The 23275-nt window shown below is 59.2% G+C and carries 22 protein-coding genes and 1 pseudogene; 15 read left to right on the forward strand and 8 right to left on the reverse strand.

Annotated features, from left to right (window positions below; genetic code table 11):
• The coding region (locus E3W21_RS24265; RefSeq protein ID WP_256661639.1) for a retention module-containing protein at positions 1-1143 on the reverse strand (1143 nt) is incomplete at its 3' end.
• 592 nt (positions 1144-1735) lie between these two features.
• Here E3W21_RS24265 and E3W21_RS24270 point away from each other — a divergent pair.
• The 3 genes from E3W21_RS24270 to E3W21_RS24285 all read left to right on the forward strand — a co-directional run bounded on the left by E3W21_RS24270 (position 1736) and on the right by E3W21_RS24285 (position 6771).
• A complete protein-coding gene (locus tag E3W21_RS24270; protein ID WP_134422125.1) occupies positions 1736-3094 on the forward strand; it encodes a TolC family outer membrane protein in 1359 nt (452 codons plus the stop codon).
• Between the two features lie 128 nt (positions 3095-3222).
• Positions 3223-5382 carry a type I secretion system permease/ATPase gene (locus E3W21_RS24280; protein WP_134422126.1) on the forward strand — a complete coding sequence of 720 codons (2160 nt, stop codon included), beginning with the start codon at positions 3223-3225 and terminating at the stop codon, positions 5380-5382.
• 9 nt (positions 5383-5391) lie between these two features.
• A complete protein-coding gene (locus E3W21_RS24285) occupies positions 5392-6771 on the forward strand; it encodes an HlyD family type I secretion periplasmic adaptor subunit (protein ID WP_134422127.1) in 1380 nt (459 codons plus the stop codon).
• A gap of 138 nt (positions 6772-6909) precedes the next feature.
• On the opposite strand, the gene E3W21_RS24290 is transcribed toward E3W21_RS24285, so the two are convergent.
• Both E3W21_RS24290 and E3W21_RS24295 read right to left on the reverse strand, forming a co-directional pair.
• Entirely contained in the window at positions 6910-7506 is a 597-nt protein-coding gene (locus tag E3W21_RS24290) for a tRNA-uridine aminocarboxypropyltransferase (protein ID WP_134422128.1), read from the reverse strand.
• Between the two features lie 4 nt (positions 7507-7510).
• A complete protein-coding gene (locus tag E3W21_RS24295; RefSeq protein WP_007945995.1) occupies positions 7511-8404 on the reverse strand; it encodes a LysR family transcriptional regulator in 894 nt (297 codons plus the stop codon).
• Positions 8405-8780: 376 nt separating this feature from the next.
• On the opposite strand from E3W21_RS24295, the gene speB reads away from it, so the two are divergent.
• From speB to E3W21_RS24330, 6 genes and pseudogenes are all read left to right on the forward strand, one after another.
• Complete coding sequence (gene speB / locus E3W21_RS24305; RefSeq protein WP_008153224.1) at positions 8781-9731, forward strand: agmatinase; 951 nt, start codon at positions 8781-8783, stop codon at positions 9729-9731.
• A gap of 9 nt (positions 9732-9740) precedes the next feature.
• A complete protein-coding gene (locus E3W21_RS24310; RefSeq protein WP_129442085.1) occupies positions 9741-10163 on the forward strand; it encodes a nuclear transport factor 2 family protein in 423 nt (140 codons plus the stop codon).
• Between the two features lie 54 nt (positions 10164-10217).
• Positions 10218-11729 (forward strand): cytosine permease, encoded by a 1512-nt coding sequence (locus E3W21_RS24315; protein ID WP_134422129.1) that lies wholly within the window; start codon positions 10218-10220, stop codon positions 11727-11729.
• A gap of 156 nt (positions 11730-11885) precedes the next feature.
• Positions 11886-13265: a sodium:solute symporter gene (locus E3W21_RS24320; RefSeq protein WP_134422130.1), complete on the forward strand. Its 1380-nt coding sequence runs from the start codon at positions 11886-11888 to the stop codon at positions 13263-13265.
• Positions 13266-13350: 85 nt separating this feature from the next.
• Positions 13351-14075: pseudogene (locus E3W21_RS24325) on the forward strand (MBL fold metallo-hydrolase).
• A gap of 55 nt (positions 14076-14130) precedes the next feature.
• Positions 14131-14382, forward strand: coding sequence for an acyl carrier protein (locus E3W21_RS24330; RefSeq protein WP_134422131.1), 252 nt, complete (start codon positions 14131-14133; stop codon positions 14380-14382).
• A 113-nt stretch (positions 14383-14495) separates the two neighbouring features.
• Here E3W21_RS24330 and E3W21_RS31970 read toward each other — a convergent pair whose 3' ends face one another.
• Together E3W21_RS31970 and E3W21_RS24335 are read right to left on the reverse strand one after the other, a co-directional pair.
• Complete coding sequence (locus E3W21_RS31970; protein ID WP_007914492.1) at positions 14496-14624, reverse strand: PA1414 family protein; 129 nt, start codon at positions 14622-14624, stop codon at positions 14496-14498.
• Positions 14625-14763: 139 nt separating this feature from the next.
• On the reverse strand, positions 14764-15657 hold the full coding sequence (locus E3W21_RS24335; protein WP_056742691.1) for a LysR family transcriptional regulator: 894 nt from the start codon (positions 15655-15657) through the stop codon (positions 14764-14766).
• A 103-nt stretch (positions 15658-15760) separates the two neighbouring features.
• Between E3W21_RS24335 and E3W21_RS24340 the strand changes: the two genes are divergently transcribed.
• Positions 15761-16942, forward strand: a complete 1182-nt coding sequence (locus E3W21_RS24340) for an MFS transporter (protein ID WP_134422132.1) — start codon at positions 15761-15763, stop codon at positions 16940-16942.
• Here the strand turns inward: E3W21_RS24340 and E3W21_RS24345 are convergent.
• Together E3W21_RS24345 and E3W21_RS24350 are read right to left on the reverse strand one after the other, a co-directional pair.
• The gene (locus E3W21_RS24345) at positions 16887-17819 is read right to left on the reverse strand and encodes a DMT family transporter (RefSeq protein ID WP_134422133.1); all 933 of its coding nucleotides are present in this window, start codon (positions 17817-17819) and stop codon (positions 16887-16889) included. The two genes, E3W21_RS24340 and E3W21_RS24345, sit on opposite strands and share 56 nt — an antisense overlap.
• Before the next feature lie 129 nt (positions 17820-17948).
• Positions 17949-18785 carry a S1 RNA-binding domain-containing protein gene (locus E3W21_RS24350; protein ID WP_134422134.1) on the reverse strand — a complete coding sequence of 279 codons (837 nt, stop codon included), beginning with the start codon at positions 18783-18785 and terminating at the stop codon, positions 17949-17951.
• Between the two features lie 351 nt (positions 18786-19136).
• Between E3W21_RS24350 and E3W21_RS24355 the strand changes: the two genes are divergently transcribed.
• The 3 genes from E3W21_RS24355 (at position 19137) to E3W21_RS24365 (ending at position 21211) form a co-directional block, all read left to right on the forward strand.
• Positions 19137-19325, forward strand: a complete 189-nt coding sequence (locus E3W21_RS24355; protein ID WP_017337097.1) for a hypothetical protein — start codon at positions 19137-19139, stop codon at positions 19323-19325.
• A 219-nt stretch (positions 19326-19544) separates the two neighbouring features.
• Complete coding sequence (locus E3W21_RS24360; RefSeq protein ID WP_134422135.1) at positions 19545-20261, forward strand: TorF family putative porin; 717 nt, start codon at positions 19545-19547, stop codon at positions 20259-20261.
• An 80-nt stretch (positions 20262-20341) separates the two neighbouring features.
• The gene (locus tag E3W21_RS24365) at positions 20342-21211 is read left to right on the forward strand and encodes a DUF6279 family lipoprotein (RefSeq protein ID WP_134422136.1); all 870 of its coding nucleotides are present in this window, start codon (positions 20342-20344) and stop codon (positions 21209-21211) included.
• A 109-nt stretch (positions 21212-21320) separates the two neighbouring features.
• On the opposite strand, the gene E3W21_RS24370 is transcribed toward E3W21_RS24365, so the two are convergent.
• Positions 21321-21713: a transcriptional regulator gene (locus tag E3W21_RS24370; RefSeq protein WP_134422137.1), complete on the reverse strand. Its 393-nt coding sequence runs from the start codon at positions 21711-21713 to the stop codon at positions 21321-21323.
• Positions 21714-21890: 177 nt separating this feature from the next.
• On the opposite strand from E3W21_RS24370, the gene E3W21_RS24375 reads away from it, so the two are divergent.
• Both E3W21_RS24375 and E3W21_RS24380 read left to right on the forward strand, forming a co-directional pair.
• The gene (locus tag E3W21_RS24375; protein ID WP_134422138.1) at positions 21891-22622 is read left to right on the forward strand and encodes a thioredoxin family protein; all 732 of its coding nucleotides are present in this window, start codon (positions 21891-21893) and stop codon (positions 22620-22622) included.
• Between the two features lie 302 nt (positions 22623-22924).
• Positions 22925-23197, forward strand: a complete 273-nt coding sequence (locus E3W21_RS24380) for a hypothetical protein (RefSeq protein ID WP_134422139.1) — start codon at positions 22925-22927, stop codon at positions 23195-23197.
• Positions 23198-23275: the final 78 nt, after the last annotated feature.

Here is a 23275-nt window from a genome sequence, read left to right on the forward strand (position 1 = left end):
ACCGGTGACATCGTTCCACAGCACGTTGCCGCTGACGATGCCGCCTTCGGCGACCGACGTCGTGTCGGCATGAGCGGTCGGCAGGTCATCGACGATGTTGACGTTGATTTGACCGATCGCCGTACTGCCGTCCGTATCGGTGGCGACGACGTCGAAATTCTCGGTGATGCTGTTGGCGCCGTCACCGGCCGGATGGGTTTCATTGTCGATGAGGGTGTAGCTGTAACTCACAACCCCCGTGGCCGGGTTGTAGCCGGTGACGGTCAGGGTGTTGCCCAACGGGGTGGTGATCGATTGCGGGAAGCCTGCGGCAACACCACCGCTGATCACGTTGATCCCTCCGATGCTCAGGCTGGTCAGCCCGTCAGGAGCAGACACGCTGAACGTGCCGGTCTTGGTCAGTGCCCCAGGGTTGGGGGCCGAACCGTCGGCCAGGTTGGCCTCATTGAGGGTCAGTTCGCCCCCTGCCACCGACAGGCCGGTGAGGGTCACCGGATTGTTCGGCACATCAGGAACAACCGGTGTTACAGGAACAACGCCTGACCCTCCTGATCCTTCTGAGCCACCTGAACCACCTGAACCACCTGAACCACCTGAACCGCCTGCACCATTGTCGCCGTTGTCACCGTTCTCCGGGTTTCCGGCCAGCCGCTCCAGGGGAAACTCGGGAATGCCGTTGAAACCTGCGGTAGGAAAACCAATGGTCGGATCGACCCGCCCGCCCACCTCTTCGAGCATGACGAACGTGTGGCCGCCACCCAGTGCACCAGGTGCACCGGTCGAACCCGGTCCGGCCGCCGTGGCTTCAGCGGTCTGGGTCGGGTCGTCGCCGGCAACGATCGCTTTTTGCAGTTGCTCGACATCGGTCAGTTGCGCCTGAGTCGGCGTCACCGCTTCAGCGGTGTCTACATGGGGTGCCTGATGCGCAAGTAACTGGGGTGTCATCTCCATACTGCTGCCACGCCCAAGTGTCAGTTCCTGGCCATTCTGCAGATGAACCGCCACCGCGCCTTCGGCCCCGGTGACCAGTTGATCGCCGGCGAATAACCGGTCCCCCTCGACCAGCGCGCGTCGGGTGCCATCGCTCGCAACCGCGAACACCTGACCAATGACCTTACTGACAATACCGATGAGCGTAGCCATATGCACTTCCTCCGCTGCCAACCGCTGTCGGCATCCTGTTTTTGCGAAGAACGTGCTCATGGCTCCAACGGGTTGCCTGGCGCAATCGCCTGCTGGCAGCGGTTACCTGAAGTAAGCCGCTGCCCTGGCGCCGTTCTCGCCAAGCGTGCCGCTCGCGGGCGACGTGTCTGCTGCGGGATAAAAACCCTCTGCAATCAATGGCATCGGGATCCACTTGCGCAACAAGTCACCCTTTGAGCGATGCGTAACGGTTTTGATCCACTAAGGTGACAATAAACCGTCACCTCAAAACCGTCCGCTTCCCTCCCCTCCAGCACTTCCCCGCCCTATGTCGATATGTGATTTGGAACTTTCCTCAAGCCCCGCTGAGCGCCCTAACGCTCATAAATCAAGGGCTTTCGGAGTGAACAATGTGCTGGATTTTGCGGAGCGCATAAGTTTTTTTTGGCATAAGCCTTATGAAAAATTCTTCTATGGTTCTCTCCAGAATGTTCTTAGCTCTGTTGTTACAAGCATGAAACGGTTTTCACTATAAATATCGTCAAATATTTGGCGACTAATAAGCACCATTAGGAATCAGGGAGAGGCACCCATGCGCGTATTAACCCCCCTCTGCAGCGCAATTCTTCTGGCCATGGCCTGCACTTCTCAGGCTCAAGCCATGTCATTGACGGAGGCAATCCAGAGCACCATCGCGACCCACCCGGAGTTGGCGTCGCGTGTAGACAGCCGCCTCTCGGCCGATAAGCAAGTGAAAGTCGCCAAGGGAGGATTTTATCCATCGGTTGATCTGAATGCCGCCTACGGGCGCGGGTACAGCGATAACACCAGCACCCGGGCATTAGGCAATCACCACACCGAAATCCTGACCTACACCCAATCGGAATTGCGCCTGCGGCAGATGCTCTTCGATGGCTTCAATACCGCCAACGAAGTCCAGCGCACCAAAGGCGTGGTCAATTCCCGGGCCTATTACGCTCAGGGCACCGCTCAGGATCTGGCCCTGCGCACCATCGAGGTCTACCTAGAAGTGCTCAAGCGCCGCGAACTGGTGACCTTGGCCACGAACAATCTGCAAGCTCACATGCGGGTCAACGATCAGATCGGTCTGCGTACCCAGCGTGGTATCGGCAGCAACGCCGACTCCGACCAGTCCGTCGCTCGCCGGGCACTGGCGCAAAACAACCTCGATACCGCTGAAGTCGATCTGGCGGATGCCGAGTCGAACTTCTACGCCGTCGTGGGGCGTCTGCCCGATGAACTCGAAGCCCCGCCCTCGACTCGCGGCGAACTTCCCGCCACCCTGCAGGAAGCCCAGCAAAGCATGGTGGAAAACAACCCGTACCTGAAATCCGCTCAGGCCGATGTGCAATCGGCCGAGAGCCAGTACGAAGTTGCCAAATCGCCGTTCTACCCTCGCTTCGACGCCGAAGCCGCCGTGGGTGCGAACAACAACGTGCAGGGCGATGAAGGCCACGACAACGAATGGCGAGTCGGCGTGGTGATGAACTACAACCTGTTCCGCGGTGGCAGTGACAAGGCTCGCCTGGCCTCCGATGCGCACCAGATCAACCAGGCAATGGACATCCGCAACAATGCCCTGCGCCAACTCAACGAGAACATTCACCTGGCCTGGAACGCCATGGTCAACGCCAAGAAACAAACCCCGACCGCCCGCGAGTACGCGGACACCAGCCGACGCGTGCGCGTGGCGTATCAGGACCAGTTCGGCCTCGGCCAACGCACCCTGCTCGACCTGCTGGACAGTGAAAACGAGCTCTACAACGCCAACCGCCGCTACACCGAAGTGCGCTACACCGAGGAGTTCTCGATGTACCGCGTGTTGGCGAACATGGGTCAGTTGCTGAGCAAACAACGGGTGGTGTTGCCCGCCGATGCGATCGCCTCCACGGAAGTAAAAAACGAAGCCCGTTTGCCTGAACTGAGGTAACCCGGTAGGAGCTGCCGAAGGCTGCGATCTTTTGATCTTGATGTTTAAAAGCAAAGTCAAAAGATCGCAGCCTTCGGCAGCTCCTACAAGGATATGTGTCGATACCTATGCCAACTGGAGCGATCAATGTGACCAGCATGGAACCCGGTAACATCAGTGTCGATCCGCGCCTGAGCTTCGATGACCCGCTTCTGGACGGTCTGTTGATCCTCTGCAGACTTCACGGCGCGACGGTCAGCCGCGCCAGCCTGAGTGCCGGGCTCCCCCTGAACAAGCAACGCTTGAGCCTGGACCTGCTGCCTCGCGCAGCGGCCCGGGCCAGTTTGCAGGCGCGATTGCTGCGCCGTGAACTGGCGGATATTTGCGCCCTCAACCTGCCTGTGATGCTGATCCTCAACAACGGTCGTACTGCCGTTCTACGACGCTTCGGCGATGACGGGCAGTTGCTGATTTTGCCGAGCGAATCCGACGGCGGTGAACAATGGGTCAGCACGGACGAACTGGCCGAGAATTACAGCGGCCAGGCCTTGTTCGCGCGGCCACGGCATGAACTCGAAGACTTGCGCTCACCGCTGGTGCCGCGGGTTGAGGCGTGGTTTCGCGACACTTTGAAGCTGTCGAAGTGGCTGTACAGCGATGCGATTCTGGCGAGTTTCTTGATCAACCTGCTGGGGATGATGGTGCCGCTGTTCGTGATGCAGACCTACGATCGGGTGGTGCCGAACCAGGCCACGTCGACGCTGTGGGTGCTGTCCATCGGCTTGCTGATCGGCACCGGGTTCGAACTGGTATTGCGGGTGGTCCGCGCGCACCTGCTGGACACCGCCGGGAAAAAAACCGACGTGATCCTTTCGGCCACGTTGTTCGAACGCATCACCGGCATGGCGATGAAAGCGCGCCCGGCAACCATCGGTGGTTTTGCCCAAAGCATTCACGACTTCCAGGGCTTGCGGGAATTCCTCACCGCCGTGACGCTGACGAGCCTGATCGACCTGCCCTTTGCCGTGCTGATGCTGGTGGTGATCGGCCTGCTCGGTGGCTGGCTGGTGGTGATTCCGTTACTGGCGTTTCCGATCACGATCATCTTCGCAATGGTGATTCAGGTGCGCCTGCGCGACACCGTACAGAAAAGCCTGACCCTGGGCGCCGAACGCCAGGCGCTGCTGATCGAAACCCTCGGCGGCCTGGAAACCCTCAAGGCCTGCAGCGCCGAAAGCGAACGTCAGCACAAATGGGAAAGCACCCACGGCGCCCTCACCCGCCTCGACAGCCATGCGCGCAACCTCTCGGCACTGGCCACCAACGGCACGCTGTTCATCCAGCAATTCTCCGGCATGGCGACCATCGTCGCCGGGGTCTACAGCATCATCGCCGGCAACCTCAGCGTGGGCGCGCTGGTGGCGACCTACATGCTCGGCAGCCGGGTGCTCGCGCCGCTGGGGCAGATTGCCGGTTTGATCACCCGCTACCAGCAAGCGCAACTGACCATGAAAAGCACCGATGCGCTGATGTCTTTGCCGCAGGAACGCGACGCCAAACAACGGCCGCTGGAACGCACGCAACTGCAAGGCGCGATAGACGTCAGTAGCGTGACGTTCCACTACAACGGCCAGAACGCTCCGGCCCTGGCCAACATCAGCTTCAGCGTGAAACCCGGCGAGCGGATCGGCATCATCGGCCGCAGCGGCTCGGGCAAAAGTACGTTGGCGCGGCTGGTGATGGGTTTCTACGCACCGGAAGAAGGCCAACTGCTGCTCGATGGCCTCGACCTGCGGCAACTGGACGTCGCCGACCTGCGCCAGCAAATCGGTTACGTCGCCCATGACCTGCCACTGTTGGCCGGCAGCCTGCGCGACAACCTGACCCTCGGCGCACGCTACATCAGCGATTCACGGATGCTCGAAGTCGCCGAACTGACCGGCGTCACCGAGCTGGCCCGTCAACATCCGCAAGGTTTCGACCGCCCAGTGGGTGAACGCGGACAACTGCTGTCCGGCGGGCAACGTCAAGCGGTGTTGCTGGCCCGCGCCTTGTTGCTGGATCCGCCGATCATGTTGCTCGACGAACCCACCAGCGCCATGGACAACAGCAGCGAAGACGTTCTGCGGCAAAAACTCCACCGCTGGGTCCAGGGCAAAACCCTGCTGCTGGTGACCCACCGCACCTCGATGCTCAGCCTGGTGGATCGCCTGGTGGTGCTGGACAACGGGCGGATCGTCGCCGACGGTCCGAAAGAAGTGGTCATCGATGCACTGCGCAAGGGCCGTGTCGGCTCTGCGGCTGTCTAGGAGCTAGCCATGGCCCGTTCATCATCCGACGCGTCGCGCTCTAATTCGAAGCCACGCGGATACTTTGGCAGTTTCAGCAAAAGCGCCGAAAGCGAATTCATGCCGGAAACCGCCGGCGCCTCGTTACAGGATTCCCCACGCTGGTCGCGGATCACCGTATGGCTGGCGGCTGCGCTGATTATCACCGCGGTGGTCTGGGCCAAGTTTGCGGTGCTGCAGGAAGTGACCATGGGCGAAGGCAAGGCGATTCCGTCGAGCAAGGTTCAAGTGATCCAGAACCTGGAGGGCGGCATCGTCACTGAGATCTTCGTTCGCGAAGGGCAAATGGTGAACAAGGGCGACACCTTGCTGCGCCTCGATGACACTCGATTCCTGTCGAACAAGGGCGAAAGCGAAGCGGATCGTTATGCGTTGATCGCGCAGGTCGAACGGCTGTCGGCAGAAGCGGAAGGCAGGCCATTCAAGCTGTCCCCGGAAGTGATCGCCAAGGCGCCGCAAGTGGCTGAGGACGAACGCTCGCTGTACGAGCAACGGCAACGTCGACTGGCCAGCGAACAGCGCACCCTGAGTGAACAACTTCGGCAAAAAACCCAGGAACTGGCGGAGTTCCGCTCCAAACAGGGCCAATTCAGTTCAAGCCTGGCATTACTGCAACAAGAGATGAACATGTCCGCCCCGCTGGTAGGCACCGGGGCGGTTTCGCCGGTGGAAATCTTGCGACTCAAACGCAGCGCGGTGGAGATTCGCGGTTCATTGAACGCCACGACCCTGGCGATTCCTCGTGCGGAATCGGCGATCAATGAGATCAGAAGCAAGATTGATGAGTCCGAACAATCCTTCCGCTCCGACGCGGCGAAAGAGCTGAATGAAAAACGCACCGACCTGTCGAAAATCACGGCATCGAGCATTGCTATCGATGACCGCGTAACCCGCACCACGGTGGTGTCGCCGGTTCACGGGATTATCAAAGTACTGAAGGTCAACACCATCGGCGGCGTGGTCCAGCCGGGCAGCGACATGGTGGAAATTGTGCCGCTGGAAGACAACTTGCTGATCGAAGCCAAAGTCCGGCCGCAGGACGTGGCGTTTCTGCACCCGGGGCAGAAAGCGATGGTCAAGTTCAGTGCTTATGACTACACGATTTATGGAGGGTTGAGTGCGAAGCTGGAGTTGATTGGGGCGGACACGATTACGGATGACAAGGGCAACAGCTTCTACCTGATTCAGGTGAGGACGGATAAGAATCACTTGGGCGGGGATGTGAAACCGTTGCTGATCATTCCGGGGATGGTGGCGACGGTGGATATCATCACCGGGGAGAAAAGTGTGCTGGATTACTTGCTCAAACCGGTGCTTAAAGCCCGGACCGAGGCGATGCGCGAACGTTAGTCTCTGGCTGGGATTTTCTGTGATTGTTCTACCGTCTTCGCGAGCAAGCCCGCTCCCACATTCGACCGAGTTCCTCAGGAGAAATGCGATCAAATGTGGGAGCGGGCTTGCTCGCGAAGAGGCCCTGAATCACAACGACTATTTCGGCCCATGATTACGCTGAAAAACCGCCTCCCCCATCGCCGCAATTTGCCCCTCGATCAAGGCTTCGAACGGCCGTAGCAACGGTTCGAAAGTGGTCGGCGCTTCGAGGGTCTGCAACGCCTGAACAATCGCCTCCACCGTCGACAACGCGCCCGGCCCCGGAGCCTTGCGCAATCGATATCTCGACACCCCGCCCTGCGCCAACGTCACCCTCGGCAACGCTGCCAGCAGCGGGTTGAGGTGCAGCATCTTGCGCGCCTTGCGCCAGGTGCCGTCCGGGACGACCAGCAATAATGGTTGATCAGTTGCCGTGTAAGCCTGCAACGGCTGCGCATCATCGGCAGGAAACAGCAGCCGCGCCTGATAACCCGGCTGATTCAACAATGCCGGCAAATCTTCGAACACCTCGCCCACAATCAACTCGGCATTCTGCAACCCCAACGCCGCCAAACGTGCGGTGTTCAGCGCATGGTTCACTTCGCTGGGATGTTGCAGCAGCAACACCCGGGTGCGGCTGTCGAGGTTCGGAATCAGTGGGCACAGACAATGGGTTTGTGGGCGCAGGCAGCGCGGACATTGGATTCTGGACATTTTTTCAAGCCTGATTCAGTTGTGCTTTAAGCAAATCGCGAAAGGTCTGGATCAGCGGCTCGCGGCTGCGGCCACGACGCACGATCATCGAGAACGGCGCCTGATAGCCGAAGGTCGCCGGCAGCAGCACCCGCAAATCGCCCTTGTCAGCCCAAGCCTGGGCGTAGTGCTCCGGCAGGTAACCGATGTAGGCACCGGACAGCACCAGAATCAGCTGCGCCTCCATACTTTCCACCGTCGCCGCGCTGTGTTTGAAACCGTGGCGTGCCAGTTCCGCCTGGCTCCAGTAGCCGCGGCCAACCATGCGCTGCTGAGTGATGACTTGCTCGGGAATGCGCCGCTCGGTGAACAGTGGATGACGACTGCTGCAATACAACCAGTGTTGTTCGCGGTACAGCGGCATGTAGACCAAACCGCTCATGCGCGTGGAGAACGCGCCGATGGCCAGGTCGAGACGGTTATCCTGCACGCCGAGTTGCAGTTCGTAAGGGCTCATCACCGAGAGGTGCAAATGCACGGCCGGGTGTTCCTGGCTGTAAGCGCCAATGGCTTCGGCGAAGGGCAAGGCCTTGTCGCTGACAGTGGAGTCGATGACACCGAGGTTCAAGGTGCCGCGCAGTTCGCCCTTGAGCGCCGCGGCGTATTGCTCGAAGCCTTCGAGTTCGCCGAGCAGACGCAAGGTTTCCTGATGGAACAGTTCGCCTTTGCTGGTCAGGCTGAAACCACCACGACCGCGATGGCAGAGCACCAGACCGAGGGCGGCTTCGAGCTGGCTCATGTAAGTGCTGATGGCCGAGGTCGAGAGGTTGAGTTCCTGCTGGGCGTTGGCAAACCCCTGATGGCGAACCACGCTGACGAAGATGCGCAACAGTTTCAGGTCGGGTAATGCGTTGGCCATGGGGTTCTCCAGCAAAAACACACGTAGACGATGAGACCTGTAGCAGCTGTCGAGCAGCGCGAGGCAGCGCGAGGCAGCGTTCGGCTGCAAAGCAGTCGTGAAATCAGGCGACGCGGTGTTTCAGGAAAACCTCGCGCTTAGGTTTTACGACTGCTGCGCAGCCGAACGCAGCCTCGCAGGCTCGGCAGCTGCTACATAAGACATTGCGAGTCTATCGCCGTCATTGGCATTAGTTTAGAAAAATCTGAACTAAGTATTTGCCCGTAGCGATTCTTCCCGGCCACTACATTTCGCAGAATCGGCCCACAGCGGTGCCCGTCTCTTCCGTGAACGGTGCAACCGACATAAATAAAACAACGACGATGAGGCCCTACCCGTGGACAAGATTCTTCACCAACCACTGGGCGGCAATGAAATGCCGCGCTTCGGCGGCATCGCCACCATGATGCGACTGCCCCATGTGCCAACCGCTGCCGGTCTGGATGCTGCCTTCGTTGGCGTCCCTCTGGACATCGGTACTTCCCTGCGCCCAGGCACCCGTTTCGGACCTCGCGAAATCCGCGCTGAATCGGTAATGATCCGCCCGTACAACATGGCCACCGGCGCTGCACCGTTCGACTCGCTGTCGGTTGCCGACATCGGTGACGTGGCGATCAACACGTTCAACCTGCTGGACGCGGTACGGATCATCGAAGAGTCCTACCACAAAATCCTCGAACACAATGTGATCCCCCTGACCCTCGGCGGCGACCACACCATCACCCTGCCAATCCTGCGTGCGATCCATAAGAAGCACGGCAAGGTCGGCTTGGTGCACATCGACGCTCACGCCGATGTGAACGACCACATGTTCGGCGAGAAAATCGCCCACGGCACCACCTTCCGTCGCGCTGTCGAAGAAGGCCTTCTGGATCCGGACCGCGTGGTGCAAATCGGCCTGCGCGCTCAGGGCTACACCGCTGACGACTTCAACTGGAGCCGCAACCAGGGTTTCCGTGTGGTTCAGGCCGAAGAGTGCTGGCACAAATCCCTGGCACCGCTGATGGCCGAAGTTCGCGAGAAAGTTGGCGGCGGTCCGGTGTACCTGAGTTTCGACATCGACGGTATCGATCCAGCGTGGGCGCCAGGTACCGGCACCCCGGAAATCGGTGGTCTGACGACCATTCAGGCGATTGAAATCGTTCGCGGCTGCCAAGGCCTCGACCTGGTCGGTTGCGATCTGGTAGAAGTCTCGCCCGCTTACGACACCACCGGCAACACCTCGCTGCTGGCCGCCAACCTGCTGTACGAAATGCTCTGCGTACTGCCTGGCGTAGTCCACCGCTGAGGATTGGTCGTGAACGAACGTGATCAGGTACTCCAGGCCGCTGCCGATCTGGTAGCCGCCTTCGCCCGTAATGATCGCGAAGCCTATTTCGGTGCGTTCAGCACCGACGCCAGCTTCGTGTTCTACACCCTCGAACAGCCCCTGCTGTCGCGCGATGCCTATCAGGCGTTGTGGGACACCTGGCGCTCGGAGGATGGCTTCGAGGTGCTTTCGTGCACCTCGAGCAACGCTTTCGTCAGCCTGCAGGGCGACGTGGCGATTTTCATCCATGACGTGGCCACCGAGCTGCGCATGCAAGGGGAGCAACACTTCAGCCAGGAGCGCGAGACGATTGTTTTCAAGAAACAAGCGTCTGGCCAAGAACAACAAGGCCTATGGCTGGCCTGCCACGAACATTTGTCCGCGATGCCGGAAGGGCTGCCAACCCCTTAGCCAAACAGGTGACGCTCACACACGATGAGCGCGCCTTTATGATCGGAGCAGATCATGAATAACAACAACAAAGAAAAAAGCCTTAGCAGCATTGAAACAAACGGGGTCGAACAGATCCCGGATCATGAGCGCGACGCCAAACCCAGCGACCTGTTTCGCTTGATCTTCGGCGGCGCCAATACCTTCGCCACAGCAGTGCTCGGCAGTTTTCCCGTGCTGTTCGGCCTGTCGTTCCAGGCCGGGGTCTGGGCGATTGTGCTGGGCGTGTTGCTCGGTGCGCTGATCCTTGCGCCGATGGGCCTGTTCGGTCCGCTCAATGGCACCAACAATGCCGTGTCCTCAGGTGCGCATTTTGGTGTGCACGGGCGGATCGTCGGCTCCTTCCTGTCGCTTCTGACCGCTATCGCATTCTTCTCGCTCTCCGTCTGGAGCTCGGGTGATGCATTGGTGGGTGGTGCCAAACGCCTGATCGGCCTTCCGGAAACCGACCTGACGCTGGGCCTGGCCTACGGGTTGTTCGCGATCCTGGTGCTGACGGTGTGCATCTACGGCTTTCGCTTCATGCTGTGGGTCAATCGCATCGCGGTGTGGGCCGCCAGCCTGCTGTTCCTGCTCGGCATCTTCGCCTTCGCCCCGACCTTCGACAGCCAGTTCGCCGGCACCGTAGCCATGGGTCAGGCCGGTTTCTGGGCAGCGTTCATCGGCGCCGCGCTGGTGGCCATGAGCAACCCGATTTCCTTCGGCGCGTTCCTCGGTGACTGGTCGCGCTACATCCCGCGCGAAACCCCGAAAGGCCGAATCATGCTGGCGGTGATCGCAGCACAAATCGCAACCTTGATTCCCTTCCTCTTCGGCCTCGCCACCGCCACCATCGTAGCGATCAAGGCACCGGACTACATCGCCGCCAACAACTACGTCGGCGGGTTGCTGGCCGTCTCGCCGAGCTGGTTCTTCCTGCCGGTGTGCCTGATTGCGGTGATCGGCGGCATGTCCACCGGCACCACCTCGCTCTATGGCACTGGGCTGGACATGTCCAGCGTGTTCCCACGGGTACTGTCGCGGGTCAAGGCCACGCTGCTGATCGGAGTGATGTCGATTGCCTTCATCTTCATCGGCCGCTTTGCAGCGAATCTGGTGCAGAGCGTGTCGACCTTCGCCGTGCTGATCATCACCTGCACCACTCCGTGGATGGTGATCATGATCATCGGCCTGCTGGTGCGCCGCGGCTTCTACTGCCCGGATGACCTGCAAGTGTTCACCCGCGGCGAGAAAGGTGGCCGCTATTGGTTCACGCATGGCTGGAACTGGCGTGGGCTGGGTGCCTGGATCCCGAGCGCTGCGGTGGGCTTGTGCTTTGTGAACCTGCCTGGGCAGTTCGTGGGTCCGCTCGGTGAACTGGCCGGCGGCATCGACATCAGCTTGCCGGTCACCCTTGGCCTGGCGTCGCTGGTGTACCTGGCGCTGTTGAGCCTGTTCCCGGAATCGGCCGCGGTGTTCGGTCCAAACGATCCACGCAGCAAGGGCACGGATTCGCTCGCTAAACCGGCAGTGCGACAAGTCGCCTGATTCAACACATTACCTGTGTGGGAGCGGGCTTGCTCGCGAAGACGGCGGCACATCCAACATTGATGTGACTGACAGACCGCTTTCGCGAGCAAGCCCGCTCCCACCAGGAATTGATTTCAGCCTCACCATAAAAAAGACAATCGGAGACACGCCATCATGGCATTGGATTTATTCGTCGTACTCATCTACGCCGCCGCGATGCTGATACTCGGCTACTACGGCATGCGCAAGGCCAAGACCAACGAAGACTTTTTGGTCGCCGGTCGTAACCTCGGCCCGAGCCTGTATATGGGCACCATGGCCGCCACCGTTCTGGGCGGCGCGTCCACCGTCGGCACCGTGCGCCTGGGCTACGTCCATGGCATCTCCGGTTTCTGGCTCTGTGCGGCCCTCGGTTGCGGGATCGTGGCACTGAACCTGTTCCTCGCCAAACCGCTGCTGAAACTGAAGATCTACACCGTTACCCAGGTGCTGGAAAAACGCTACAACCCGATGGCCCGCTCCGCGAGCGCGGTGATCATGCTGGCGTATGCGCTGATGATCGGCGTGGTCTCGATCCTGGCCATTGGCACCGTGCTGCAAGTGCTGTTCGACCTGCCGTTCTGGCTGTCGGTATTGGTCGGTGGTGGTGTGGTGGTGATTTATTCGGCGATCGGCGGCATGTGGTCCCTGACCCTGACCGACATCGTCCAGTTCGTCATCAAGACCGTGGGCCTGATGTTCATCCTGTTGCCGATCTGCCTGTACCGCGTCGGTGGTTGGGATGAGTTGGTGTTGAAACTGCCGGCAACCGCCTTCAGCTTCACCACGATTGGCTGGGACACCATCATCACCTACTTCATGATCTACTTCTTCGGGATCCTGATCGGCCAAGACATCTGGCAGCGTGTGTTCACCGTCAAGAGCGCCAAAGTGGCTCAGGTCGCCGGTACATTCGCAGGCTTCTACTGCATCCTTTACGGACTGGCCTGCGCCCTGATCGGCATGGCCGCTCATGTGCTGATCCCGGACCTGGACAACGTCAACAACGCCTTCGCCGCCATCGTCAAACTGTCCCTGCCGGACGGTATCCGTGGCCTGGTGATTGCGGCTGCCCTGGCGGCCATGATGTCCACCGCCAGCGCCGGCCTGCTCGCCGCCGCCACCACCCTGACCGAAGACCTGCTGCCGAAACTGCGTGGCGGTAAACAGTCGAGCCTGCGCATCAACCGCCTGTTTACCCTGCTGACCGGCATCGTGGTACTCGGCATCGCGCTGGTGGTCAACGACGTGATCAGCGCGCTGACCCTGGCGTACAACCTGTTGGTGGGTGGCATGCTGATCCCGCTGATCGGTGCGATCTTCTGGAAACGCGCAACCACCGCCGGCGCTATCGCCAGCATGGGCCTGGGCTTTGCTACCGCGCTGGTGTTCATGATCAAGGACGGTATGGACGCCAACACCCCGATCTACTACAGCCTCGGCGTAGGTCTGGTGAGTTTCGTGGTGGTCAGCTTGCTGTCCCGTCGCCCTGCAGTGGTGGCCAGCGCCGCCTAAGCTGAACATAACGACTTGATGCTTTCTTCGACGGGTGTGGCGTCGGTTGCCACACCCGTTTTTTTTCGTCTGGAGAAAATCGTTTATGAAGATCGTCAGCCGCGATCAGTGGTTCGAAGTGAAACAGCTCAGTGACGGTATCCGATTGATTCACGAGCCTTACATCCGCCCCTTCTATCGCTGCAATCTCTGGCACATTCAGGGTCGCGACAAGACTTGCTGCTCGACAGCGGTTCCGGGCTGGTCAGCCTGCGCGAGCAACTGCCGTGGATCACCGAACGGCCGCTGGTAGCCGTGGCCAGTCATTGCCATTTCGACCACATCGCCGGCCATCACGAATTCCCGGAACGGCTGGTGCATCCGGCTGAAGCGCAGATCCTCGCGTCACCGGACGGCGAGAACACACTGAGCACGGCGTTTGTCGGCGACGAGATGTTCGAGGCGCACCCGGATTGCCCGTTGTGCTACGCCGAGTATCGGGTCAAAGCTGCTCCAGCCACCGGCCTGATTGAAGAAGGCGACGTACTGGATCTGGGCAACCGCACGCTGCAAGTGCTGCACACGCCGGGGCATTCACCGGGCGGCATCAGCCTTTACGAAGCCGCGACCGAGACCCTGTTCAGCGGCGACATTATCTACGACGGGCCACTGATCGAAGACGCCTACCACTCCAACCTCGACGACTACGCCCGCAGCCTGCAGCGTTTGCGCGAGTTGCCGATCCGCACGGTGCATGGCGGGCATTTCGGGAGTTTTTCCGGGGAACATCTGCGCACGATGATTGACGAGTGGCAGCGCTTGCACGCCTGAAGCCTGCTGTACTCAGCCCCAGGGACAACAACAATAACGCCCTCAAAGAACCCCCATGAAAAGAGCTGCCGTTCGTGCTGCCGTGCATCGTTTCATCCGCCGCCTGCTGGAGGGTCAGGATGACTTCGACGACAACGCGAGCCTCGCGCAATTGGGATTGGATAAAGAAGATATCGAAGAGCTGATCTTCCATCTGGAAGATGAGCTGGGTTTGACAGCGTTTACGGCGGAGGAAGATCAGATGCTCAAGACCGCCAGGACGGCGAATGACTTGAGCCGGTTTTTGATCGAGATTGGGCGGCATTGACCTGTAGACCGCCAAGATCGTCCGAACGCGGTACAGGTACACGGGCAATCGCAGCATTGGCGCTACTCCCTGCAGGAGCTGCCGAAGGCTGCGATCTTTTAGGCCTTGACGCGTTACCGGCGGCGCTGCTGGCGTCGGCGTTGTTCGTCGTCAGTGCGAATAGGCACAGGTTGCAGAGGTGGTTCGATCAAACCGAGTGCAACACCCAGGTCGTGCAGCCAGTTTTGGATTTTCTCTTTCATGGTGCCCCCTTCAGGGTAGTGCCGAGTGGCCAAAATTCTGTAGCCACTTCGCACTGATAATAGTCCGAAGTCCTACGTAATGCTCGCCCAAAGTCGCAATGATCTGTTACTGAATTGATCAAAATACCTGACCGATAGTTCAAGCCATCGCCCGAGCCTGACTCGGCGCTGACGGATACACCAATTGTTGCTGCTCAAGCCACGCGTTCAAATTCGCCCCGACCATGCCTTTGCGCCACATCAGCCACGTGGTGGCACTGGCAAATGGCTCGGCCAACGGATGTACCGCCACGCTTTCGCGACCCGGCAGGCTGGCGAGCATCGACTCCGACATCAGCGCCACGCCAGAGCCGGCGATCACGCAGGCAAGCATCCCCGGATAAGACTCGATTTCCATCGCCCGGCCCATGGCCGCGTGGTAATGGGAGAACCAGGCTTCCAGCCGCATGCGGTAGGAACAACCTTGCCGAAACGTAAACACTGACCGCCCTTCCACATCCAGTGCGCTGAGGATCGGCGGGTGATCGGCCTCGCTGATCAGCACCAGCCGTTCGTCGCACAACGGCACGCCGTCGAGCCCGGCCAATTCCAGCGGACCGTCCACCAACGCCGCATCGAGACGCCCGGTGAGCAAACCTTCAAGCAATTCGCCGCTTGGCCCGGACTGCACTTGCAGGTTCACCGCCGGGTAAGTGCGGTGATAACGCGCCAGCAACCCCGGCAGATGAATCGCCGCTGTGCTGTACATCGTGCCGAGCACGAAATCCCCGGCCGGTTGCCCGCCCTGCACCGCCGCTTGAGCTTCGTCGCGCAGATTGAACAACTTGGCGGTGTAGTCCAGCAGGACTTTTCCTGCAGGCGACAATTGCAAACGCTGACGTTCACGCACGAACAGTTCTACGCCGAGTTGCTCTTCCAGCTGTTTAAGCCGGGTCGACAGGTTCGACGGCACCCGGTGCAGGCGTTCGGCAGCGCGGGTGATGGAACCCTCCTCCGCTACCGCCTGGAAAATCCGCAATTGGCTGAATTCCACGCCATTCTCCAAATCAGAACAAGTTACTCACTATTATTCATTTTAAAAGAAAGTCAATCAGTCCTAGCCTGACGGTCATTGATCCTCTGCTGGAATTCAGCCCATGTCCCCTCTGATTCGCTTACTCGCCAGTTTCATCGCCCTGATGATGGCCATGGGCATCGGGCGTTTCGCCCTCACGCCTCAGTTGCCGCACCTGCTCAGCGAAGGTCAGATCGACCTGACCGCCGCCGGTCTGATTGCCGCGGCCAACTACCTCGGCTACTTCGTCGGTGCGGTGGACGCGATGTTCTCTCGCCGCCCCGAGCAAGTCCGCCGGCGTTTGCTGGGCGGTTTGTGGCTCTGTGTATTGCTGACGTTGGCCTCGTTCTGGGCCAACGGGTTTTGGTCCCATCTGGTGCTGCGGTTCGGCACCGGCGTGGCCAGCGCCTGGGTGCTGGTGATGATCACCGCGTTGAGTCAGCCGTTGGCCGCGGCGGCCGGTCGCCCACGGCTTGGCGCCCTGGTATTTGCCGGACCGGGCCTGGGGATTTTTCTGACGGGCTTGTTGGCCTTGGGATCGAACCTGCTGGGGCAGACTTCTGCAGCCTTGTGGCTGGTGTATGCCGGCGTCGGGCTGGCGATGCTACTAGGGATTCTGCCGTTCCTGCCGCAACCGGCCACGACCGTGGCCGCCGCACCCAGCGTCGCTGGCTCGGGCAATCATGGCATCGGCCGTTTAGGCGTGGTCTATGGGCTGTACGGTTTGGGCTACATCATTCCGGCCACTTTCCTCTCGCAAATGGCCAATGCGCAGTTCCATGGCCAATGGCAGGCCGATCTGTTCTGGCCTTGCTTCGGTCTTGCTTCGGCCATCGGGGTGGTGCTGGTAAGTCTGCGTCGACAGCACCCGCATGGCACTCGTTATTGGCTGATGGCGACGTTATGGCTGCAAGCCGCCGGGGTCTTCGCCTGCTTGTTGGGCAGCGGCCCGGGCCTGGCCTTGGGCGTGATCCTTTGCGGCACGCCGTTCCTGGCCTGCATGCAGCTGGTGATGCAACGTTCCCGGGAACTGGCGCCCCACGCCACCCAGCGCAACGCCGGACTGCTGACGGCATGCTTTGCCGTAGGCCAGCTCAGCGGGCCGTTGCTGGCGGCGTTGAGCAGCCACTTCAGCGGTGGTTTACAGCCCGCGCTGGTGTTCGCCGGCAGCGGTTTGATTGTCGCTGGCGGTCTGTTATTGCGTCCGGTCAGCTCTGCCCAAGGGCTTTGCGCAAGCGACGGCGCACCCACTGCTCAGCGCTGACAAACGTGATGCCCAGCAACACCAGCACCGCGCCGACAACGAAGTTGAAGCTCAGCTCTTCGCCCAGCAGCACCACGCCGAACGTGACGCCGAACAGCGGCGTCATGAACGAAAACACCGCCAGATTCGCCGCCAGGTAACGGCGCAACAGCCAGAACCAGGTCAGGTAACTGAAGAACGACACCACCAATCCCTGGAACAACACACTGGCCACCGCCACGGTGGTGAGGCTGACGTGGGTGACCTGGCCGCTGAGGATCGCGATCAGCAACAGACCAACGAAACCGACAATCAATTGATAGAACAGCGTCAGGGTCACCGGCGCTTCCGACAGGCGCGAAGCGCGCACCACCACCGTGGTTGCACCCCATGACGCGCCGGCCAGTACGCCCAGCGCATCGCCCATCAACATGCGGTGATCGAGGTTGTCCCACGACACTCCACCGGCAAAGGCGATAGCTATCCCGACGAAGGCGAGAAAAATCCCCAGCCACTGGACCGGCCTTAAACGCTCACTCGGCAACAGCCAATGAACGCCCAATGCGGTGAAGATCGGCGCGGTGTAAAGGAACACCGACATGTGCGCGGCCGTGGTCAGTTGCAGGCCTTCGGAAATGAAGAAGAACTCCAGGCCAAATAGCGCGCCAGCCAGTAGTCCACCGCGCCAAGTGTTGCCCACTTGATCCCAGCCGCCCTTCCAGCAGATCAACAATCCTACGAGTAACGCGGAAATACCCGAGCGCCCGGCGGCCTGCATGACCGGCGCGATGTCTGGCGCCGCCCACTTGATCATCACTTGCTGAATACCCCAGATCAGGCACAACCCGATCATCACTTGCAGGGCAAACCCATCGGCGCTGCGCCGGGTGGCGCTCACCGGAACACCTCGACAACACAAAACATGGCAGTCACTCGACAGTAAAAAGCAAAGCCCCGACACAGAGCCGGGACTTTTTCATCACAGTCCAACCCTATGCAATCGCGTTACATGAGGGTGGGCGCGAGGTCAGCTCAGTTCAATGCGATCGGCATGAATGACGATCTGGCCGTTCTTGTACAACGCACCGATGGCCTTTTTGAAGTTGCCCTTGCTCACGCCAAACATACTGCTGATCACCGTCGGGTCGCTCTTGTCGCTGACCGGCAGGCTGCCATTGTTGTCGCGCAACTTGGCGAGAATCTTCGAGTTCAGGCTGGTGGCGGCTTCTTCGCCGACCGGTTGCAGGCTCAGGCTGATCTTGCCGTCGGCACGGACTTCTTTGATAAAGCCCTTCTCTTCTTTACCGGCGCGCATGAACTTGAAGATTTCGTTCTTGTGAATCAGACCCCAATGCTTGTTGTTGATGATCGCCTTGAAGCCCATATCGGTGGCTTCGGCAACCAGCAAATCAACTTCCTGGCCAGGGGTGTAATTGGCCGGGGTCTTGTCGAGGTAGCGGTCCAGACGCGCCGTCGCGGTGATGCGGCGGGTGTGCTTGTCGAGGTAGACGTGTACCACGACATACTCGCCGGCGGTCATCTGGCGTTTTTCTTCGGAGTACGGCAGCAACAGATCCTTCGACAAGCCCCAATCCAGGAAAATACCGATGCTGTTGACTTCAACGACTTTTAAACTGGCGAATTCACCGACTTGAACTTTCGGCTTTTCGGTAGTTGCGATGAGTTTGTCATCGCTGTCCAGATAAATAAAAACGTTGAGCCAGTCTTCATCTTCGCTGGGAATATCTTTGGGAATATAACGATTAGGCAGGAGGATTTCGCCATCCGCACCACCGTCCAGATATAAACCGAAGTTAGTGTGTTTAACCACTTGCAAACTGTTGTAGCGCCCGACTAAAGCCATTTCCAATACCCTCATTGCGTGGGCGGCATTCTACCCGGTTTTGCGGGCCGCGTTCGCTGGCCAGCCCGGTGGCGCAAGAAAATCCTCTGAAGGGCTTAATTTTCCTGGGTTTTACCGCACACGCCTGGCCGCTCGTCAGGCCGTTCTGGAGATTTTCGCACCTGTCCCCCAAGCGGAAAACTGTAATTTTTCACGATCGTTCTTAGTTAAAACAGCAGCTTAGAGACCTATTCAGAATAATAACTTGTGATTAATTCTTCATCTGCCCCGTGTGTTTCGGGGGGATATTTACCAAGCAATTGTCAAGTATTTCCTGTACGATGCCTGGCCAAGTTAATTTTCTATAGGTTAATGGCCGCCATGCGTGTAAAAGCATCCAACAGCAAAGCAAAGCCAGCTCCAGCCGTTGAAACCAGCGAATCGATCAACAACCAGATTGCTGCGTTCCTCAAGTCCGGCGGAGAGATCCAGCAAATTGCCAAAGGCGTCAGCGGCCAGACGTTCGGCCCGTCCAAGCAGATCACCCTGGGCAAGAAGTAACTTCCCCAAGATCCGCCGCGTCACCTGGTCCCTAAGCGCTTTGAGCTTCGAAGCGCTTGGACTGGAACCCTCCTCGCAACACCCCCGCAAACAAACCAATATTTCAAAAATCGACGAACGGCCCTCGATGCCGAGCATTCGCCGGTATGCTTGCACACGTCTAGATCAAGCGTTTCAGTAGGTTTTTAGTGCCTGCACCTCGCTGTCATGGAGTGACGCATGCTCAAACCCTCCTATTTATTGCTCGGCACCCTCCTGTCGTGTTCGGTCGCCAATGCGCAAATCTTTCAGCGTGAACTGGGCGACTTCGATCTCAAACTCGGCACCACCCCCAGCCGCAGCATGGCCCAGGGGCTGGTCAAACCTTCCAGCACCGGCTCGTTTCACGGTGGTCTCGACCTGAGCCACGACAGCGGTTTTTACGTGGGCCAATGGGCACCGAGCATGGGTTTAACGCCAGGGGCCAACCTTGAAGTCGACTCCTACATGGGCTTCAAACAGCCTTTCGATAATACCCTCGGGTACGAAGTCGGCATGATCCGTTACAGCTATCCGAAAGTGGACACCCTCGACAGCCAGGAGCTTTTCGGTGGCCTGACCTTTCTGGGCAGCCGTTTCGGCGCAGCGTTCAGCAACGACCCGGACAAACAAAACAGCACCGTATTCGCCGACCTTGGCGGCAATCAGCCGTTTGGCATCGGGATCAGCATGAAATACACCACTCACCAGCTCAACACACCGGTGTCCGTCGACGGTGGGTATGTAGGCAGTTTCACCGACTGGTCAGTGCAATTTTCCCGCCCGTTCATGGGCGTCGATCTGGACCTGATCTACAGTGACTCCAGCTTGAGCGGCAACAGCTGCTCCGCCTATTCCGGGCACAACAGCCAATGCGATGGGCTAATCACCCTCAAGGCCGAACGCGCCTTTTATTGATCGGCTGAACTGCGAGGCTCATCCTGCGTTCACATAGAGAAGCCCATTAAAAAAGCCAGGCCTTCGCAAAGGATTCGCCCATGTCGCGCTGGTTGAAGTGTCTCGCCATCGTTATCACCCTCAGTCTCGCCCTCGGCGCGTGCAGCCGCGTGGGCCTGGCCTATCGCAACCTCGACGTGATCATTCCGTGGACGCTCAGCGACTACCTGGACATGAACGGCGAGCAGAAAGGCTGGTTCAACGAGCGCCTCAAGGAACACCTGAGCTGGCACTGCACCACGCAACTGCCGGGCTACCTCGACTGGCTGGATCGCTTGCAGGTCATGGTCGAGACCAACCAGGTCACCGACGCTGCGCTGCAAACCCGCGTCCAGGAAGCCAAACAAGCCATCGCCCAGACCGCCCGGGAAATCACCCCGTCGGCCATTGAGCTGTTACAGGGGCTGGATGACAAGCAAGTCGCGGAGATGAACGACGCCTTCGCCAAGGACCAGCGCAAACGCCAGGAGCAATACCTCAAACCGTCTCTCGATCAACAGATCAAGGCGCGCAGCCAGCGTATGGAAAAACGCCTGAACGACTGGCTCGGCCCGCTCAGCGCAACCCAGCAGCTACGCGTTGTCGCGTGGTCCAACGCCTTGGGTGACCAGAATACGCAATGGATCGCCAACCGCACCCACTGGCAGAAGCAGTTCAGCGCGGCGGTTGCGCAGCGCCAGAGTCTAGAATTCCCACAGCGAATCGAGACGCTTCTGGTGAATCGCGAGAGCTTGTGGACGCCCGCTTATCGCCAGGCCTACGCCAGCACCGAAGCCCAGGCACGGGCGTTATTTGTGGACTTGATGGCCGAAGGCACGCCGGAACAGCGCCAGCGGTTGTTGAAGAAGATCGAGGGAGTGAGGAAGGATTTCAATGATTTGAAGTGTCTGAAGGCAGCAAAACAGAGCTAAGTGCTACGCAAATCCAATGTGGGCTTGCTCGCGAATGCAGTGTGTCAGGCAACGATAAGTTAACTGTCACACCGCTTTCGCGAGCAAGCCCGCTTGGATTTGCGCGTTTTCAGGCAATCTGCGCCTTCGACGCCACCTCATCAAACGTCACCTCATCCAGCGCATCTTCCTGCTCATCCAACACCTGCCGCGGATGGTCATTCCCCGGAATACTGCTGTCGATCAGGCTCAATAAACTCGAGCCCCGAGGCGTCAAAATGTAGTTCGAACCGTTGCCACCCTGCTCCTCAGGCCGAGGCTCAATATAGCCGCGCGCCAACAGTAACTTTTCATACTCACCGGCCACCGCTTTCAGGTGATCCAGGTTCTCAATCGTCTCGCCCTCCGCCGCTTTTTCCGCCGCGTACTGCTCGGCGTAGGGCCGTGGCGTGAAGCTATGGCCGGCGCTGTTCTGCGCCTCGTGCAGCAAGCGTTCAATCAAATCCCAGTTATAAGTCGTCATCCTGATTCAACCTCCAGTGCCCGCGAGTGAGATGGCCTTCATAGGGTGTGACCGGCGCGGCTCGTAGCCGTTCAGCCGAGGTTTTTGCCTGTACCGACCGGCGGTATGTCGAATTGCGCATAGGCCAAACGACTAGGCTGTGTAAGTCACCTCCCAGCAACCCGCAGGAGAAACCCAATGAACATTCAGAATCATCCCGTCGTCTCCCGAGAAGAATGGCTCGCCGCCCGCAAGCAACACCTGGCCCACGAAAAAGCCTTCACCAAAGAACGAGACAAACTCAGCGCCGAACGCCGCGCCCTGCCCTGGGTGAAAATCGACAAGGACTACCACTTTCAGGGCCCGAACGGCGAACTGAAACTGGCGGACCTGTTCGGCGGCCGTAGCCAGTTGGTCATCTACCACTTCATGTTTGGCAAAGGCTGGGACGAAGGCTGCTCCGGCTGCTCGTTCCTGTCCGACCACATCGACGGCGCCAACCAACACCTGGCCCATCATGACGTTGCCATGATGGCGGTTTCCCACGCACCGTTCGCCGAATTCCAGGCCTTCAAACGGCGCATGGGCTGGAAATTCGATTGGGTATCGTCAGTAGGTTGCGACTTCAATTACGACTTCGGCGTCTCGGCCCGAGCCGAAGACGTAGCGGCCGGAAAAGCCACCTACAACTACGAAAAATCCAACGGCGCCGAAGAGGAACTCCCTGGCCTGAGCGTGTTTTATCGCAATGAAGCGGGCGAGATTTTTCACACCTACTCCACCTATGCCCGGGGTCTGGACATGTTGGTCGGCGCCTATAACTATCTCGACCTGACGCCCAAGGGGCGTAACGAAGAGGAAATCATGGAGTGGGTAAGGCTTCATGATCAGTATGACGACAAGGCACCGGCCAGCTGCTGCCACAGCTAAAGCTCCTACGCCAATCTCGGAAATCAGGCGCCTTGCACCGTTGGAACGATGAAGCTTATAGTCCGCCCGTCGCTCACATGGCGATTCAGGTTTGGCGACCTGATCATAGAGAATGCGAAGGCTATCAGCTTAATTGCAGGTTCCGACGCACCCGCAATGCCGCTTTTATGGCGGCTGTGCGCGGGAGATCTTCGGGTCTGCCGGTTTTCTCTATGCCGGTTCGCCAACCTGCGTACAGCTGCCACCTAATCGTTTGGCGACGAAAGAGTGACAGCATTGGCCCATCAAATAGAGATTTTAAAATGAATCGATACATGCCCCTCACCGGAATCGACCTGATCCCGGCTTCTCTGCTCATTGATACCCAAGCCCCGCTAGATGTCCTGCAAGCCATGGCCGACTACCGCATTCGCACGGTCACCCAAGTGCTGGAGAACATCGCATTTCGTGCCGAGATCGGTTGCGACACGGTGGTGCTGTCGGACTTTTCCAAACTGCTGACCATACCGTTGCGTGATGGCTGTGATTTGATGGATGTGATTGGTCGACGGTTGCGGGCACAGACTGCGGAGTGAATAAAGCGGGCGACCTGTAGGTCGCCCGCTTTACATGGTTCGTACAAAACACCTGACAGTCTATGCTCTTCGATTTGT

Origin of the sequence: Pseudomonas sp. F01002, assembly GCF_004402115.1 — a bacterium.
Classification (GTDB): domain Bacteria; phylum Pseudomonadota; class Gammaproteobacteria; order Pseudomonadales; family Pseudomonadaceae; genus Aquipseudomonas; species Aquipseudomonas frigoris.

Coding starts and splice junctions, on each gene's coding strand:
- E3W21_RS24270 (WP_134422125.1), top strand. CDS start 1,736: ATGCGCGTATTAACCCCCCTCTGCAGCGCAATTCTTCTGGCCATGGCC.
- E3W21_RS24285 (WP_134422127.1), top strand. CDS start 5,392: ATGGCCCGTTCATCATCCGACGCGTCGCGCTCTAATTCGAAGCCACGC.
- E3W21_RS24290 (WP_134422128.1), bottom strand. CDS start 7,506: ATGTCCAGAATCCAATGTCCGCGCTGCCTGCGCCCACAAACCCATTGT.
- E3W21_RS24295 (WP_007945995.1), bottom strand. CDS start 8,404: ATGGCCAACGCATTACCCGACCTGAAACTGTTGCGCATCTTCGTCAGC.
- E3W21_RS24315 (WP_134422129.1), top strand. CDS start 10,218: ATGAATAACAACAACAAAGAAAAAAGCCTTAGCAGCATTGAAACAAAC.
- E3W21_RS24320 (WP_134422130.1), top strand. CDS start 11,886: ATGGCATTGGATTTATTCGTCGTACTCATCTACGCCGCCGCGATGCTG.
- E3W21_RS24330 (WP_134422131.1), top strand. CDS start 14,131: ATGAAAAGAGCTGCCGTTCGTGCTGCCGTGCATCGTTTCATCCGCCGC.
- E3W21_RS31970 (WP_007914492.1), bottom strand. CDS start 14,624: ATGAAAGAGAAAATCCAAAACTGGCTGCACGACCTGGGTGTTGCACTC.
- E3W21_RS24340 (WP_134422132.1), top strand. CDS start 15,761: ATGTCCCCTCTGATTCGCTTACTCGCCAGTTTCATCGCCCTGATGATG.
- E3W21_RS24350 (WP_134422134.1), bottom strand. CDS start 18,785: ATGGCTTTAGTCGGGCGCTACAACAGTTTGCAAGTGGTTAAACACACT.
- E3W21_RS24355 (WP_017337097.1), top strand. CDS start 19,137: ATGGCCGCCATGCGTGTAAAAGCATCCAACAGCAAAGCAAAGCCAGCT.
- E3W21_RS24360 (WP_134422135.1), top strand. CDS start 19,545: ATGCTCAAACCCTCCTATTTATTGCTCGGCACCCTCCTGTCGTGTTCG.
- E3W21_RS24365 (WP_134422136.1), top strand. CDS start 20,342: ATGTCGCGCTGGTTGAAGTGTCTCGCCATCGTTATCACCCTCAGTCTC.
- E3W21_RS24370 (WP_134422137.1), bottom strand. CDS start 21,713: ATGACGACTTATAACTGGGATTTGATTGAACGCTTGCTGCACGAGGCG.
- E3W21_RS24375 (WP_134422138.1), top strand. CDS start 21,891: ATGAACATTCAGAATCATCCCGTCGTCTCCCGAGAAGAATGGCTCGCC.
- E3W21_RS24380 (WP_134422139.1), top strand. CDS start 22,925: ATGAATCGATACATGCCCCTCACCGGAATCGACCTGATCCCGGCTTCT.